This is a genomic window from Roseateles sp., assembly GCF_965262435.1.
Lineage (GTDB): Bacteria > Pseudomonadota > Gammaproteobacteria > Burkholderiales > Burkholderiaceae_C > Paucibacter_A.
The window spans coordinates 3,770,223-3,783,590 of sequence record NZ_OZ253537.1 but is presented as its reverse complement, the minus strand read 5'-3'; the positions used below and the strand labels follow the sequence as shown (position 1 = coordinate 3,783,590).

General features: G+C 62.1%; 15 protein-coding genes and 1 riboswitch. Of the genes, 6 read left to right on the top strand and 9 right to left on the bottom strand.

Annotated features, from left to right (window positions below; translation table 11 throughout):
• Window position 1 precedes the first annotated feature (1 nt).
• The 8 genes from ACQY39_RS16300 to ACQY39_RS16265 all read right to left on the bottom strand — a co-directional run bounded on the left by ACQY39_RS16300 (window position 2) and on the right by ACQY39_RS16265 (window position 6,714).
• Window positions 2–1,312, bottom strand: a complete 1,311-nt coding sequence (locus ACQY39_RS16300; protein WP_428507961.1) for a pilus assembly PilX family protein — start codon at window positions 1,310–1,312, stop codon at window positions 2–4.
• A complete protein-coding gene (locus ACQY39_RS16295) occupies window positions 1,309–2,037 on the bottom strand; it encodes a PilW family protein (RefSeq protein WP_428507959.1) in 729 nt (242 codons plus the stop codon). The genes ACQY39_RS16300 and ACQY39_RS16295 overlap by 4 nt, the downstream gene beginning before the upstream one ends.
• Window positions 2,031–2,615, bottom strand: coding sequence for a prepilin-type N-terminal cleavage/methylation domain-containing protein (locus ACQY39_RS16290; RefSeq protein ID WP_428507957.1), 585 nt, complete (start codon window positions 2,613–2,615; stop codon window positions 2,031–2,033). Before ACQY39_RS16290 ends, ACQY39_RS16295 begins: the two co-directional genes overlap by 7 nt.
• Window positions 2,612–3,103 (bottom strand): type IV pilin protein, encoded by a 492-nt coding sequence (locus ACQY39_RS16285; RefSeq protein WP_428507955.1) that lies wholly within the window; start codon window positions 3,101–3,103, stop codon window positions 2,612–2,614. Before ACQY39_RS16285 ends, ACQY39_RS16290 begins: the two co-directional genes overlap by 4 nt.
• Before the next feature lie 116 nt (window positions 3,104–3,219).
• Complete coding sequence (locus ACQY39_RS16280; protein ID WP_428507953.1) at window positions 3,220–3,762, bottom strand: GspH/FimT family pseudopilin; 543 nt, start codon at window positions 3,760–3,762, stop codon at window positions 3,220–3,222.
• A gap of 126 nt (window positions 3,763–3,888) precedes the next feature.
• Window positions 3,889–4,332 (bottom strand): transcriptional regulator NrdR, encoded by a 444-nt coding sequence (gene nrdR, locus ACQY39_RS16275; protein ID WP_263520161.1) that lies wholly within the window; start codon window positions 4,330–4,332, stop codon window positions 3,889–3,891.
• A 24-nt stretch (window positions 4,333–4,356) separates the two neighbouring features.
• Window positions 4,357–5,607, bottom strand: coding sequence for a serine hydroxymethyltransferase (glyA, locus tag ACQY39_RS16270; protein ID WP_428507951.1), 1,251 nt, complete (start codon window positions 5,605–5,607; stop codon window positions 4,357–4,359).
• Between the two features lie 68 nt (window positions 5,608–5,675).
• A riboswitch (ZMP/ZTP riboswitch) is annotated at window positions 5,676–5,814 on the bottom strand.
• A 48-nt stretch (window positions 5,815–5,862) separates the two neighbouring features.
• The gene (locus ACQY39_RS16265; RefSeq protein ID WP_428507949.1) at window positions 5,863–6,714 is read right to left on the bottom strand and encodes a transglycosylase SLT domain-containing protein; all 852 of its coding nucleotides are present in this window, start codon (window positions 6,712–6,714) and stop codon (window positions 5,863–5,865) included.
• Between the two features lie 263 nt (window positions 6,715–6,977).
• Between ACQY39_RS16265 and ACQY39_RS16260 the strand changes: the two genes are divergently transcribed.
• A complete protein-coding gene (locus ACQY39_RS16260) occupies window positions 6,978–8,555 on the top strand; it encodes a UbiD family decarboxylase (protein ID WP_428507947.1) in 1,578 nt (525 codons plus the stop codon).
• 188 nt (window positions 8,556–8,743) lie between these two features.
• On the opposite strand, the gene ACQY39_RS16255 is transcribed toward ACQY39_RS16260, so the two are convergent.
• Window positions 8,744–9,571: a YdcF family protein gene (locus ACQY39_RS16255; RefSeq protein ID WP_428507945.1), complete on the bottom strand. Its 828-nt coding sequence runs from the start codon at window positions 9,569–9,571 to the stop codon at window positions 8,744–8,746.
• 120 nt (window positions 9,572–9,691) lie between these two features.
• Between ACQY39_RS16255 and msrA the strand changes: the two genes are divergently transcribed.
• Genes msrA through ACQY39_RS16230 form a run of 5 tightly spaced genes read left to right on the top strand, consistent with a single transcriptional unit; the run spans window position 9,692 to window position 13,208 of the window.
• The gene (gene msrA, locus ACQY39_RS16250; RefSeq protein WP_428507943.1) at window positions 9,692–10,243 is read left to right on the top strand and encodes a peptide-methionine (S)-S-oxide reductase MsrA; all 552 of its coding nucleotides are present in this window, start codon (window positions 9,692–9,694) and stop codon (window positions 10,241–10,243) included.
• A gap of 26 nt (window positions 10,244–10,269) precedes the next feature.
• On the top strand, window positions 10,270–10,947 hold the full coding sequence (locus tag ACQY39_RS16245) for an ABC transporter ATP-binding protein (RefSeq protein WP_428507941.1): 678 nt from the start codon (window positions 10,270–10,272) through the stop codon (window positions 10,945–10,947).
• Entirely contained in the window at window positions 10,944–12,164 is a 1,221-nt protein-coding gene (locus ACQY39_RS16240; RefSeq protein WP_428507939.1) for an ABC transporter permease, read from the top strand. The genes ACQY39_RS16245 and ACQY39_RS16240 overlap by 4 nt, the downstream gene beginning before the upstream one ends.
• A gap of 42 nt (window positions 12,165–12,206) precedes the next feature.
• Entirely contained in the window at window positions 12,207–12,746 is a 540-nt protein-coding gene (locus ACQY39_RS16235) for a DUF3299 domain-containing protein (protein ID WP_428507937.1), read from the top strand.
• Between the two features lie 36 nt (window positions 12,747–12,782).
• Window positions 12,783–13,208 carry a hypothetical protein gene (locus ACQY39_RS16230; RefSeq protein ID WP_428507935.1) on the top strand — a complete coding sequence of 142 codons (426 nt, stop codon included), beginning with the start codon at window positions 12,783–12,785 and terminating at the stop codon, window positions 13,206–13,208.
• Window positions 13,209–13,368 lie beyond the last annotated feature (160 nt).

Sequence of the window (13,368 nt, the reverse complement as noted above, 5' to 3'; positions counted from 1 at the left end):
GTCAGTTCCACCAGCTTCCTGGCACGCGCACAAAGCTGCCGGTCTGGTTCTTCAGGGCATCGATGACGGCGCTTCGGTACCACAGGTCCACTCGACCGGATACCTCCATATCGCCCTCCACCAGCAAAGCACCCTTGAGCATGGATACATCCGCACTGGCATTGGCCCAGATCAAGTCTCCGCGTGTGTACAGCAAGCCCGAAATGGTCATTGGGCCATCGATGGCAACGTCGCCCGTGGCGATGATCACCATGGGGCTGGTTTCGGTGCCCAAGTTGTTGTTGCTGTTGAGGATCAGAGGCCCCTCAATCCAAGCCATGCGAACGCCCCGGTTGTAGGCGGCCAAGAGAGTGCTGCCACAGTCGGTGCCATTCGGGCAGTTGACCATGCGCATGGCCGGCTGGTCCCGGTACTGGGGCGCCGTCATGCCGAAATACATGGAGAACATGCGCGCCGCGCTGCTGCTCGTCAGGGTTGAGTCGTTCTCGATGATGGCTGTCAGACCTGGCGTGCCCGGCAGGCTGTCCAAGCGATCGGCATAGGGGTTGAGCGAAGCAACGGCAGGCCGCCCGCTCACCAGGAGAATGCCTGCACTCCGCGGATCGCTGTTGTGCAGGCCAAGCCCTGAGGTCCCGACAGACAAACTTCCTTTGATCGTGAGCGGCGACGCTGGCGGGTTCTTGAGCGCACTGACCAGCGCGACATCCATTTCAGCGACCGTCAAGCTCAACAATTGCGAGGCCACGGCCGAGGGATCTCTGCATTCAATGTAGTTACCACTGCTGCAACCCTCGACCCTCACTCGCATTGCTCCGGGGCGATTCTTCAGGGTCGGGCTCGTGACGGGCGGGGGAGTGATCGACACCACGAAACCCGGTTGCATGGTGTCACCTGCAGCAACGGCAACTGGGGCAGGGAACCCCGCTGCATCGGGGGATGGGCAGCGGCACGCCCAGCTAGCGCCAGCATTCGTCCTGACGCAATTGCTGAGGTATCCGGTCGTGACCTTTTCGGTAATGGTGCGATCGCTGGCGATGTTGAGAAACCGGTCCCGGAATCGTTCGCTCGCGCCAGCGGATTCTCGGCAGCTTGCATTCACACCGAGCCCGTTGAGCATGGCAACCGTCCATTCAAGTCCGGCGTCAGCGGCTTCGCTCGATACGCCTGTACGGTAATAGTTGCTGGCGATGCGCTGTTCGAAAATCATATTGCGATTGGCATAGGCTGCCATCATCGCCATGATGAGGAAGAGCACCATGACGACCACCAATGTGGCGGCGCCGCCCTGCACATGCTTTTGTTTGGGTGTCATGAGCATGCCCCGGCGAGTTCGTCATTTCGGACCCGAGCCGACACTTGCAAATCTCGCGTGACGGCTGCGTCATGGGCGGAGCGACCGGAAATTCGGATGGTGACGCTTCTTTGCAGCAGTTTCGGGCAGGTGCCTGTGGCCGGCAAACACACATTCTCGCAACTGTCAGCCAAACTGCTTTCCTGGGTGTTCAAGGTGATTTGCATCCCAGTCACAAGTAACACACTGGGGTCTGTCATAGGCTGCCATGCGCCGCCCAAAAGGAACTTGATAATGCCTTGTTCTAATTTGAAGCCGAATAGTTCAGTGCTCTCGTTCACCAGATTGTTTTCAAATGCACTGGCGTCATTGAAACGCTCTTTTTTCCTCGAGTAGCTGTAACGAAGCTCGTCTCCGCCTTCGCTTTGGGTGACCGACAGGCGGCTGATATAGGGGTTGGCTACTGGCGCGACAAAGGGGCTGCCGGCTGCTGGTGGTGCCCAAACCCCATTCTGCGGCACGGCCCAGGAGCCGGCTCGCCTGACTTCTTTGAGCATGAGATCTGCGGTGGCCCGCAAGTCTTGCTGAATTTGGGTTTCCAGGGTGAGGCGGCGATGCTCCGACACCTGGTTGGTCATCATCAAACTGGCGCCGGCGACAACAATCATGCCGACGGTGATGCCCACCATCAGTTCAATCAGACTCAAACCAGATTGACGACGTCTTGACCCGAGTGAATTCAACATGCGGGCGCTCCCGGCATAGAACCATCAGGCGTGCATTGAGAAGCGCGACCCATGGCATTCAGCTGTACTACCAAGGTGAAACCACGAACGCCAATCACCTTGACTGCGAAATCGGGCACCGTGGGTGTCATTTGCGGATATAGAAACCGAACACGGTTGACCGAAGATGCATCCCATCTACCGCTGGTTTCAAGTCTGACGCCGGACGTGCGCAACACCTGCGTCGTTCTGATTTCTCTGAAGCTGGTGTAACCCGGCCCTAAGACGTTGATGCATGCTCTGCCAGCGCCTCGAGTGCAGTCGCAGCCCCCGACGGTGCCAAAATAGAGTAAGGAATAGCAGCTCTGGCTCGCGTCGTCCATGAAGCGCAAGCTCACCGACTCAAAAGCGATGCCACTTTCGGAGCGTGCATAGGCAAAGTCGGTCATCAATTGATCCGCGACCATTTGAACCCGACGCCGGTTCAACAGGTCCGCAAGAGAAGGCAAAGCCAAGCTGAGCAGCACGCCGAGCACAACCAGCACGACCAACAATTCGACCAGTGTGACTCCACGGCGTCGGCGAATTGACGCGCTCATTTGGGCCAGCATTCTTGTTGGCTGTCAGCGGCAGCGTCAGTTTGGGCGAGATATCGCAAGCTTCCGCCGTCCATGCGCATGATCATGACGGCGCAACGTACATCGTTGGATTGCTTGCCCGTACTTTTCGCTTCAGCCTTGATCTGGTAGCCCGAAACATACTGCGCCGGATCACCCAACCCACTCAAGGTCAACTCGTAGTTGCCATCGGATGTGGTGCTGGAGGTGAATCCCAAGTTGGACAGCGAGTTCGAGTAGCTTGCGCGATTGCTGCGCCAGCGCTCCTGTGCCTGAGCGACCGCTGTCAAGGCTGCGATGGCGGAGGACCGCCGGCTTTTCATTGTGTACTCGCGATACGAGGGCAGTGCGACTGCCGCGAGTATGGCGACGATCAGCACTGCGATCATCAGCTCGATCAGGGTGAACCCTTGGCTTGCCTCGTAAGGTCGCTGACGCGAAATGGCGTTGAGTCTTGACGGTACTTGCATGGCGGATTATGTGAAGGCCTCCTTGAATCAAGGCCTGCGTCGAGCGCCGTTTGTCGCGAACGTTTGACCGCTAGTCGGCGGGGCATTCACTTAGGGGGGGCTTTCTTAGGGGCCATCTAAGCGCACGCAGGCAGGCTGCCAATACCGGATGACAGTGCGCAGCTGCGCACGCGACCGGCAATGCTGATGACGTGTCGAATGCCGAGCCCCGAAGCTTCGGTGATGTCGATGCTGCCAGTGCTCGTGACGGCGCCTTGTCGCGCATTGAAACTCATGGTGCCCACATTGGCGCGGATGGTGATTCTGCTGCTGCTCGGCAGCCATTCGTGGCGAAGCACTTGTGCCTCACCGCTGCACATGGCTTGGCCGCTTTCATCGCAGTTGCAGTCGTTGGGGCGCCCTGAGTGCAACACGTAGCAGCTGCCGCCGGGCATTTGACGAAAGCGGATGTGGTGCTGGGCGGAAGCCATCACCGATTCGCTGCGAGCTTGTTTCAGGTCGGTCATCAAGGCCTGAGCCCGCAGCTCCAGAGCCTTCCTCTGCTTCAACTGCTGCATGGCTGGCAGGGCTTGTGCTGCGAGCAGGGCAGAAACGACAAGTGCGAGCAGGCTCTCGACACCAGAAAGACCGCGTTGCGAGACTGACTTGCTGTTGTTCATGACCGGCTCCTTTGCTGTGTGGAATGCAGCAAATTTAGGAGCTCGTGCGCTGGCTTTCTGTCACCCTAAGGGGGCGAATGGGCCCCTCCAAAGGGGGGGGGGCTGCTCAGCGGGGATGGGGGGCAGTTAGATCTCGCCGATCAACTGACGGAATTCATCCACGTCTTCAAAGCTTCGGTAGACCGAAGCGAAGCGCACATAAGCCACCTTGTCGATGCGTTTGAGTTCGCGCATCACCAACTCACCCAATTTGGTCGAGGGCAGCTCTCGGGCGCCGCTGGTTAGCAGGGCTTCCTCAATGCGCAGCAGGGCAGCGTCGATCTGCTCAATGCTGACCGGGCGCTTGCGCAAGGCCAGTTGCATGGAGGCGCGGACTTTGCGGGAGTCAAAATCCGCACGCGTGCCGTCTTTTTTTACCACCACGGGCAAGGCAATTTCTGCACGTTCGTAGGTGGTGAAACGCTTGTCACAGCCAAGGCAGCGCCGCCGACGGCGCACCACATCGCCCTCATCGGATTCCCGGGTCTCGGCGACCTGGGTTTCTCCATGACTGCAAAAGGGGCAGCGCATCGGCGTTCCTTGGCTGGGTCAGGCTCAGCGGTAGACGGGGAAGTCGCGCGTCAGCGCGGCGACCTTCTCGCGTACGGTTGCCAAATTGGCCTCGTCATGTGGCTTGTCCAACACGTCGGCGATCAGATGGGCCGTCGCGCGCACCTGCTCCTCCTTGAAGCCGCGCGTGGTCATCGCCGGTGTGCCCAGACGGATGCCGCTGGTCACCATGGGCTTCTGCGGGTCGTTGGGGATGCCGTTTTTGTTGCAAGTCATGTGGGCTGCGCCCAGGATGGCTTCGGCTTCCTTGCCCGTCAGGTTTTTCGGGCGCAGGTCCACCAGCATCACATGGCTCTCGGTGCCGCCAGAGACAATGCGCAGGCCTCGTTCAATGAGCGTATCTGCCAAGACCTTGGCGTTTTTGACCACCTGGGTTTGGTAAGCCTTGAATTCCGGCGTCAGTGCTTCCTTGAAAGCCACGGCCTTTCCGGCGATGACATGCATCAGCGGGCCGCCCTGGATGCCGGGGAAGATGGCCGAGTTGATTTTCTTGGCAATGGCTTCGTCATTGCACAGGATGATGCCGCCACGCGGGCCGCGCAAGCTCTTGTGGGTGGTCGAGGTCACGACATCGGCGTGCGGCACCGGGTTGGGGTACACGCCCGCAGCGATCAGGCCTGCATAGTGGGCCATGTCCACCATGAAATAGGCGCCGATCTCTTTGGCAATCTTGCCGAAGCGCTCGAAGTCAATGCGCAGGGAATAGGCTGAGGCGCCGGCGATGATCAGCTTGGGCTTCTTCTCACGCGCCAGAGCTTCCATGGCGTCATAGTCAATTTCTTCCTTGGCGTTGAGGCCGTAGGAAATGACGTTGAACCACTTGCCGCTCATATTCAGGGCCATGCCGTGGGTCAGGTGACCACCTTCGGCCAGGCTCATGCCCATGATGGTGTCGCCTGGCTGCAGCAGGGCGAAGAACACGCCTTGGTTGGCTTGTGAGCCGGAGTTCGGTTGCACATTGGCAAAGTTGGCGCCGAACAGCTCCTTCAGACGGTCGATGGCCAGTTGCTCGACCACGTCCACATACTCGCAACCGCCGTAATAGCGCTTGCCGGGATAGCCTTCAGCGTACTTGTTGGTCAGTTGGCTGCCCTGTGCTTCCATGACGGCGGGCGAGGTGTAGTTTTCCGAGGCGATCAACTCGATGTGATCTTCCTGGCGCTGGTTCTCGTTCTGGACAGCGGCCCAGAGATCCGGGTCGACAAGGGCGAGTGTGGAAGTGCTACGGTCAAACATAGGGTGGCAGTGCTCTAGAAGTGGAGTGCCCGTCATGCCAGGCATCGATTGAAAAAGATGCAGGCCGAGGAGGCTGCCCAGGCGAACGGCTGAAGGCGGCGTGAGCATCCGCCCATCACCGTTCGCGCTCCCCGGTGGTCCACCACCTCAGGTGGCCAGCGACGCTCGGTCGCTCGGCCCTCTTGATCGCCAGTCGCGCGAAGCCTCGAGTGTAGCCTCAGCATGCGGTGCCTCTCGCGGGGCCGAGGCAGCGGTTCAGCGCAGCTGCGCCACCTTTTCGTCGTCCAGCGTCGTCTGCTCGATCAACTTGGGCGCTGCCATGGGCGTGCTGGCCGGGCGGGCGGGCAGGGCGCGGCCCGAGGCGACGGCCTTGAGTTGCTCTTGCATGGCCAGGACACGGCCGGTATAGCTGCCTTCGTCGGGCAAATTGGCTGCACCCACGTAGAAACGAAGGCCCTCCTCGACGCTACCGGCACGTTGAATGCATTCCTTCAGCACCTGCACGCCAACCCGAAGATTGGTGATCGGGTCGAAAGCGGCCAGATTGCCGCCAAAGGCCTCGTATTTGTCGTTGTGAACGTGGGTCATCACCTGCATCAGGCCCTGAGCACCGACTGTGCTTTGCGCAAAGGGATTGAAGGCAGATTCAATCGCCATGATGGCCAGAATCAGGGTGGGTTCGACACGGGCGCGCTGACCCACCGTGTAGGCTTCCTGAACCAGACGGCTGATCGGTTCAGGGGCGACCTTGTAGCGCCGCGCCACCCACTGGGCGATGGCAGCTTGCTGGCGTGGCAAGTCTTTGGGGTCAACGGCCGTTGCGCGGGCGATCGCATCCGGCTCTTCGTTGCCGGTCAGCGTATTGCCGTCGGCGATGTTGCGGGCCTCTTGGCGTGCATGCAACCAGCCTCGGACTTGGCCTTCCAATTGCTGGCGCAATTCGGCCTGGCTGGCAAAAGTCAGGATGACCGCCACGACAGCCAAGCCCACGAGGGCCAGCGTGTTATGGCTGACAACCAGCAGACCTTGGCCGATGTCCTTGACGAACAAGGATGCAGCGGCACCGGTACTGCGGGTCAGGGATAAAAGATCACGACGCGCTGTCATGCGACTCCTTTCTTCTCTTCCACACCATCCAGTCTCCGGCCAAGGCCAGGGGCTAAAGGTGCGGCAGTGATAATGGGTCGGCCCAGAGGGCGAAGCACGACAAGCGTCGACTTCGACCGGGCCGACGTCCATCGGCAGCGGGGCGTCTCCACCCTCCCAAAGGCGAAGACACGGGTTAACCCTGAAAACTCAAGGCAGGCGGATTTTAAGGGTCAAAAATAACCCGTCAAGCTTATAGACCCGTTTTTATATTACTGGATGTTATGAAGTACCGTGACCTGCGCGACTTTATTGGCGGTTTGGAGGCCATGGGTGAGCTCAAACGGATTGAGCAGCCGGTGTCTCCTGTGTTGGAGATGACCGCTCTCAGCGACCGTGTGCTGCGAGCCGAAGGGCCTGCTTTGCTGTTTGCAAATCCCACGGGGCATCGCATGCCGGTGTTGAGTAATTTGTTCGGCACGCCGCGACGCGTCGCGCTCGGCATGGGTGCTGAGAGCCTGGAGGACCTGCGCCAGGTCGGTCACGTCTTGGCGAACCTGAAAGAGCCAGAACCACCGAAGGGCGTGAAGGACGTGGGCCGGCTCCTGCAGATGATGAAATCGGTCTGGGACATGAAGCCGCAGACGGTTCGCCGCGCGGCCTGCCAAGAGCTCGTGCTGGAAGGCGCCGAGATCAACCTCAAGGACATTCCTATTCAGACCTGCTGGCCAGGTGACATCGGCCCCCTGATCACATGGGGGTTGGTCATCACGCGCGGACCTCAGTCGGTGCCCAAGCCGCGCTCGCGTCAGAACCTGGGCATCTATCGCCAGCAATTGATCGGGCGCAAGCAGCTCATCATGCGGTGGCTGGCCCACCGGGGTGGCGCGCTGGATTTTCGCGAATTTGCATTGGCCAACCCGGGCCAAGCATTTCCAATTGCCGTGGCGCTGGGCGCCGATCCGGCCACCATCCTGGGCGCCGTCACGCCGGTGCCTGACAGCTTGTCGGAATACCAGTTTGCCGGTCTCTTGCGCGGCTCGCGGACGGAACTCATTGACAGCGGTGTGGGTGAGCGTGGCCGCATGCTGCAGGTGCCGGCCAGTGCTGAAATCGTGCTGGAAGGTTGCATTCCAGTGGCTGCCCCTGGTTTCACGGGGTTCAGCGAAGACGGTATAGCGGTGAAGGAAAAGGGGGGCTACCTCCATGCGCTGGAGGGCCCCTACGGCGATCACACCGGTTACTACAACGAGCAAGATTGGTTTCCGGTCTTCGAGGTCACCCGACTGACGCGGCGCGAGCAGCCCATCTATCACTCCACCTACACCGGCAAGCCTCCGGACGAGCCGGCCATCTTGGGCGTGGCGCTCAATGAAGTGTTCGTGCCAATCTTGCAGAAGCAGTTCACGGAGATCGTTGACTTCTATCTGCCGCCCGAAGGCTGCAGCTACCGGATGGCCGTGATCTCCATCAAGAAAGCCTACCCGGGGCATGCCAAGCGTCTGATGTTTGGGCTCTGGAGCTTTCTGCGCCAGTTCATGTACACCAAGTTCATTGTGGTGGTGGACGAGGACATCAATATTCGTGATTGGAAGGAAGTGGTCTGGGCCATCACCACGCGCATGGACCCGGTCCGGGATACGACCTTGGTCGACAGCACGCCGATCGACTACCTGGATTTCGCTTCCCCGGTCAGCGGTCTCGGCGGCAAGATGGGCTTGGATGCCACCAACAAGTGGCCCGGCGAAACCAGCCGGGAATGGGGCCGGGGCATTGTCATGAGCGCCGACGTCCAGGCGCGCGCCGATCAACTCTTCGAGACGCTGTTCACAACGGCGCCCGCGGGTTTATCCGGGGCTTGAAAGCGGGGCGGGGCTCGCCTAGTGTTGCTTAGCCTGTCTCAGGCACAACCTCTGGCGCAATCATTGCGCGCCAGGAGCCCTCGGGCACATCCCCCGAGAGCCCCATCGGTGGCGTCAGCCACCACACCCCCTCCCAGCTCAGGCTCGGAGGGGGTTTCTGTTTTGGGTGCCTGTGTTTTGGGTGCGTCTCAATGGGCACCCGCGAGCGCGATGGCCTCGTAGACCACGTAGCGCACACGTGCATAGCCTTCGCTGCTGGGCAGCCACGCGCTCAGGCGCCAGCGCTCCGCAGGTCGCAGGCCAGCTGGCGCAGGGATGAGGGTGATTTCACTTGCCGCGCCTTTGTCTGCCAAGGCATCCCTGAAGGCGCGAAGCGAGCGCGGCATATGCTGCTCATGGGTGACCAACACCAAAGTCCGGACCTGGTGCTGCCGCAGCAGGGCCACGCTGAAGCGGGCGTTCTCTCGGGTGTCCCGCGATTGATCCTCGACCCAGCTCAGGGGATGGCGGAATTCTTCAGCCGCGATACGCCGGGCGATCTCACCCTCGCTGCTGGTCTGATCGCGCGCCTGCCAACCCACGCCACCCGAAAAGCCCAGCGGCGCCCCGATCTGTCGCGCCAGCCATATGCCCAGGCGCAGCCGCGGCAGGCTGTATTCATTGAGGCTGGGGCCTTGGTACTCCGGGGCTGATTGGCGAGCGCCCCCGCCAAGGACTAGCACTGCCACCCCGCCTTCCTGGGCCTGCAGCGCGCGCAGCCGTTCAGTCTCCCCTCGTCCCAGGGCGGGCGGCGTCTTCAGCCATTCACGGCCCAGGTACAGCCCGAAGCCCTCGCATCCACTCAGCCAGATGCCCGCCGCGGCCATGCCGAGCAGAACCCAGCCGAACCGCTTGCGGCCCCGTTGCAGGCGAAATCCGCCGGCCACGGCCAGGAGTATGAAGACCAGGGGAGGCTGGACCAGCGTCAGGGCGAAGGGCTTGAAAAACTGGGTCAGCGGATTCAGGTCCACGGTCATGGTTTGTGTCACTGCGGGGTGGACATCATCGCCGGTGCCGGCGCGTTACCCTGCCGCTCTTAGGAATTCCGGGCTCGGCTATGCTCGGCCCGTCTCTCAAAGAACCGGTCGCCCCACAGCATGAACAGCCTTGACACCCCATTGCAGCGAATCACCCTCGGCGGTGGTTGTTTCTGGTGCACCGAAGCGGTGTACGAGCAGGTCCGCGGCGTGCATGCGGTGCAGTCTGGCTATTGCAACGGCTTGGTTCAAGATCCCAGCTACGAGCAAGTCTGCTCCGGCCAGACCGGCCACGCCGAGGTCGTGCGTCTCGATTTCGACCCGAGTGTGGTCAGCCTGCGCGAGTTGCTAGAGGTGTTCTTTGTCATTCATGACCCGACCTCTTTGAATCGTCAGGGCGCTGATGTCGGTAGTCAGTACCGTTCGGGCATTTATGTGCATTCGCCTGAGCAGGCCACTGAAGCCCGCTTGGTCTGGGACGAAGCACAAGCGGCGCACGATGGCCGGCTGGTGACCGAGTTGCTGCCCGAACAGAACTACTGGCCGGCTGAGGCCTACCACCAGCACTACTACGCCCGCAACCCGGACCAAGGCTATTGCGCCTTCGTGGTGGCAGGCAAAGTGGAGAAATTCCGCAAGACCTTTGCCCGCCTACTGCGCCCGGCGGCTTGAATCTGTCGCCGCCGGGAATTGCCTCGATGAGCGTCCAATGGTCTGGGCTGAGCTACCGCTATGCCGGTGGCAGTGGCCTCTTGTCTTTCCCTGATTTCCGCATGGCCGCCGGCCAGCACCTGCTCTTGCGCGGGCCCTCGGGCAGCGGCAAGTCCACCTTGCTGGCCTTGATGGCAGGCTTGCTGACGCCCACCGAGGGACGGATCGACATGGCCGGCAGCGACTTGGGCAGCCTGAACGCGCGGCAACGCGATGCCTGGCGCGGGGCCCAACTCGGATTTGTGCCGCAGCGCCTGCACCTGAGTGCCAGTCTGAACGTGCTGGACAACCTGGCTCTGCCCTTCATCAGTGCCGGCCTGCCGCCCCGGCCAGAGCGGGCTCAGGCCTTGCTGCAGCATTTGGGCTTGGCTGATCTGGGGCAGCGACTGCCGCATCAACTGAGTGTCGGCCAGGCGCAGCGTGTGGCCTTGGCCCGGGCCCTGATGCGCCAGCCTGCACTGTTGCTGGCCGATGAGCCGAGCGCCAGCCTGGACGATCGCCATGCCCGCCAGGTGCTGGATTTGCTGCTGGACACTGCGGCGGAGCAGGGCATCACCCTGATCCTGGCCACACATGACAGCCGGCTGGCCCAGCCCTTGCAGGGCAGGGCCGATTGGCGCGTGCTCGATTTGAGCGACAGCGCCGCTGCGGAGGCTGCGGTATGAGCGCCTTGATCCGCCTGGCCTGGCGCTACCTGTGGGCCCAGCCTTTGACGGCCACGCTGAACTTGCTGCTCTTGAGCCTGGGCCTGGCGGCCATCAGCTTTGTACTCCTGGTCAGCGAGCAGATCGAGGCGGGCGTGCGCCGCGATCTCGCGGGCATCGACCTGGTCGTCGGCGCCAAGGGCAGCCCGATGCAGATCATGTTGTCCGGCGTGTTCCACCTCGATGTGCCCACCGGCAACATTCCGCTGTCGACCTTGAAGACCCTGCGTGCTCAGCCTCTGGTGGCGCGCGCCGTCCCGCTGTCGCTGGGCGACAGCCTGCGCGGTTTTCGCATCGTCGGCACCGAGGTCAGCTACCTGGACCTGTACGGCGCCAGCCTGGCCCAAGGCCAGCTCTGGCAAGCGCCGCTGCAGGCCGTGCTGGGGGCTGAAGTGGCGCAACGCACCGGTTTGGCATTGGGTGCAGAGTTTGCAGGTAGTCACGGCCTGGGCGAGCAGGGCGATGCCCATGAGGGCGACGCCTACACGGTGACTGGCATCCTGAAGCCGACCGGTACCGTGATCGACCGCTTGGTGCTGACCGATCTGGCCTCGGTCTGGCAGCTCCATGAAGCTCACCATGGCAGCGCAGCGGACGCCGCGCCTGAGGACGAAGCTGAAGAAATCGCGCGTCGTGAGATCACCTTGATTTTGCTGAGCTACCGCAGCCCGCTGGCCGCCATCAGCCTGCCGCGCTGGGTCAACGCGCAAGCGGGTCTGCAGGCCTCGGCGCCGGCGCTGGAGACGGCCCGTTTGCTGCGCCTGGTCGGAACCGGTACCGATGTCATGCGCGGATTCGCCGTGGTGCTATTGCTGGCCGCAGGTCTGTCGGTCTGGGTGGCTTTGCTCAATGCGGTGCGGGCGCGGCAAGCCGATCTGGCCATGATGCGCATGCTGGGTGCGCCACCGTGGCGGGTGGCTGCCTTGGTCGGGCTGGAAGCGGCCATCCTGGCGGCCCTGGCATGTGTGATTGGCCTGGCGCTGGGCCACGGCTTGTGCGCGGTCCTGGGGCAGCTGTTGGCCGACCGTCAAAGCCTGCGCCTGACTGGTGCCTGGTTCTCGCTCTGGGAGCTCAGCTTGCCCCTGGTGGCGGCCAGTCTGGCGCTGCTGGCTTCAGCCTGGCCGGCCTGGCGAGCCTACCGACTCGATGTCAGCGACTTGTTGCAGGCGCCGCGCTGAACGGCCGCAGCAGGCACAATGCCCCACTCGATCCTCCACGTCATGAAAAGTCGACCCGCCTTGAACCTCATCGCTCGTTTCGCTGAAACCCGTCGCGGCCTGCTCGTCATGGGCTTGATGGCCCTGTTGCCGGGTCTTGCCCAGGCGCAAGCTCCAGTGATCGGCCAAGGCCCCGGTTATCACGACCCGCGCAGCCCGTTCAAACCTCTGCAGGAACGTGAGGGCGTGCTGTCCTGGAGCGTGCTCGCCTCTGTGACGACCCGTGCCGAGAAGAATCGGCTGCTGCCCACATTCCCCGCGGCCGTGCAGGCCCTGAATCAGAAGAAGGTCAAGGTCCAGGGTTTCATGATGCCGCTGGAGCCGGGTGAGAAGCAAAGGCACTTCTTGCTTTCCTCGGTGCCCACGTCCTGTTCTTTCTGTGTGCCGGCTGGTGCTGAAGGTCTGGTCGAAGTATTCACCCAGCAACCGGTGCGCTACTCACTCGAACCGGTGCTGGTCGAGGGCGTTCTGTCGGTGTTGAGTGATGATCCCTACGGGCTTTACTACCGTATCAACGGTGGTCAGGGCCTGGTCACCCCTTGAATGCTCATTGAATGCTGTCGCGCCTGATTTGAAGCCATGAGCCCGCGTCCCCCGTCCTCACCCAGCAGCGCCTTGGCGCTGCATCGCCATGCCATGGCGTGGCGGGTGTGGGCGCTGCTGGCCTTGATGTTGGCTTTCCAAGGTCTGGGGCAGTCACATCGGATCGTGCACGGCGCCGGTTTTGCGCGTGCTCTGGTGCCCTTGTCGTCTTTGGCGTCGGTGCTTTCATCTGCAGAAGCCAAGGACGGGACCCTGGCGCCTGCCGACGGCTGGGGTCATCAGCGTGGCGAACTGATCTGCCTGCTGCTCGACCAGCTCAACCACGACCATGCACCGCTGACGAAGCCCGCGTCGTTGTTGCAGGACTTGCCCCAGGCCGTTTCCAGTGCTGGCTTGGTGGCTTCGCTGCACCTGGCGGCCCACTGGAAGCGCGCTGCCCGCGGCCCACCTCAGCGGGTCTGATTCCCCTGCATTGACCGCAAGGCGCCATGCGCGCGCAGCACCCCATGGGGTGCTGTGGCGTGGCGGCGTCAACGCCTGAGGCCCTGCCTTGTGTGAGCAGATGAAGCCCGGGAGCATCCCCATTTCGTCGCGCCGGCTCGGATGTTGAGTTCGTCCTGCC

Bases quoted from the DNA above. Each gene is read 5' to 3' on its own strand.
- msrA (WP_428507943.1), top strand. From the start codon at position 9,692: ATGAACAGCCTTGACACCCCATTGCAGCGAATCACCCTCGGCGGTGGT.
- ACQY39_RS16290 (WP_428507957.1), bottom strand. From the start codon at position 2,615: ATGAGCGCGTCAATTCGCCGACGCCGTGGAGTCACACTGGTCGAATTG.
- glyA (WP_428507951.1), bottom strand. From the start codon at position 5,607: ATGTTTGACCGTAGCACTTCCACACTCGCCCTTGTCGACCCGGATCTC.
- ACQY39_RS16260 (WP_428507947.1), top strand. From the start codon at position 6,978: ATGAAGTACCGTGACCTGCGCGACTTTATTGGCGGTTTGGAGGCCATG.
- ACQY39_RS16265 (WP_428507949.1), bottom strand. From the start codon at position 6,714: ATGACAGCGCGTCGTGATCTTTTATCCCTGACCCGCAGTACCGGTGCC.
- ACQY39_RS16280 (WP_428507953.1), bottom strand. From the start codon at position 3,762: ATGAACAACAGCAAGTCAGTCTCGCAACGCGGTCTTTCTGGTGTCGAG.
- ACQY39_RS16235 (WP_428507937.1), top strand. From the start codon at position 12,207: ATGAAAAGTCGACCCGCCTTGAACCTCATCGCTCGTTTCGCTGAAACC.
- ACQY39_RS16245 (WP_428507941.1), top strand. From the start codon at position 10,270: ATGAGCGTCCAATGGTCTGGGCTGAGCTACCGCTATGCCGGTGGCAGT.
- ACQY39_RS16230 (WP_428507935.1), top strand. From the start codon at position 12,783: ATGAGCCCGCGTCCCCCGTCCTCACCCAGCAGCGCCTTGGCGCTGCAT.
- nrdR (WP_263520161.1), bottom strand. From the start codon at position 4,332: ATGCGCTGCCCCTTTTGCAGTCATGGAGAAACCCAGGTCGCCGAGACC.
- ACQY39_RS16240 (WP_428507939.1), top strand. From the start codon at position 10,944: ATGAGCGCCTTGATCCGCCTGGCCTGGCGCTACCTGTGGGCCCAGCCT.
- ACQY39_RS16295 (WP_428507959.1), bottom strand. From the start codon at position 2,037: ATGTTGAATTCACTCGGGTCAAGACGTCGTCAATCTGGTTTGAGTCTG.
- ACQY39_RS16285 (WP_428507955.1), bottom strand. From the start codon at position 3,103: ATGCAAGTACCGTCAAGACTCAACGCCATTTCGCGTCAGCGACCTTAC.
- ACQY39_RS16255 (WP_428507945.1), bottom strand. From the start codon at position 9,571: ATGACCGTGGACCTGAATCCGCTGACCCAGTTTTTCAAGCCCTTCGCC.
- ACQY39_RS16300 (WP_428507961.1), bottom strand. From the start codon at position 1,312: ATGACACCCAAACAAAAGCATGTGCAGGGCGGCGCCGCCACATTGGTG.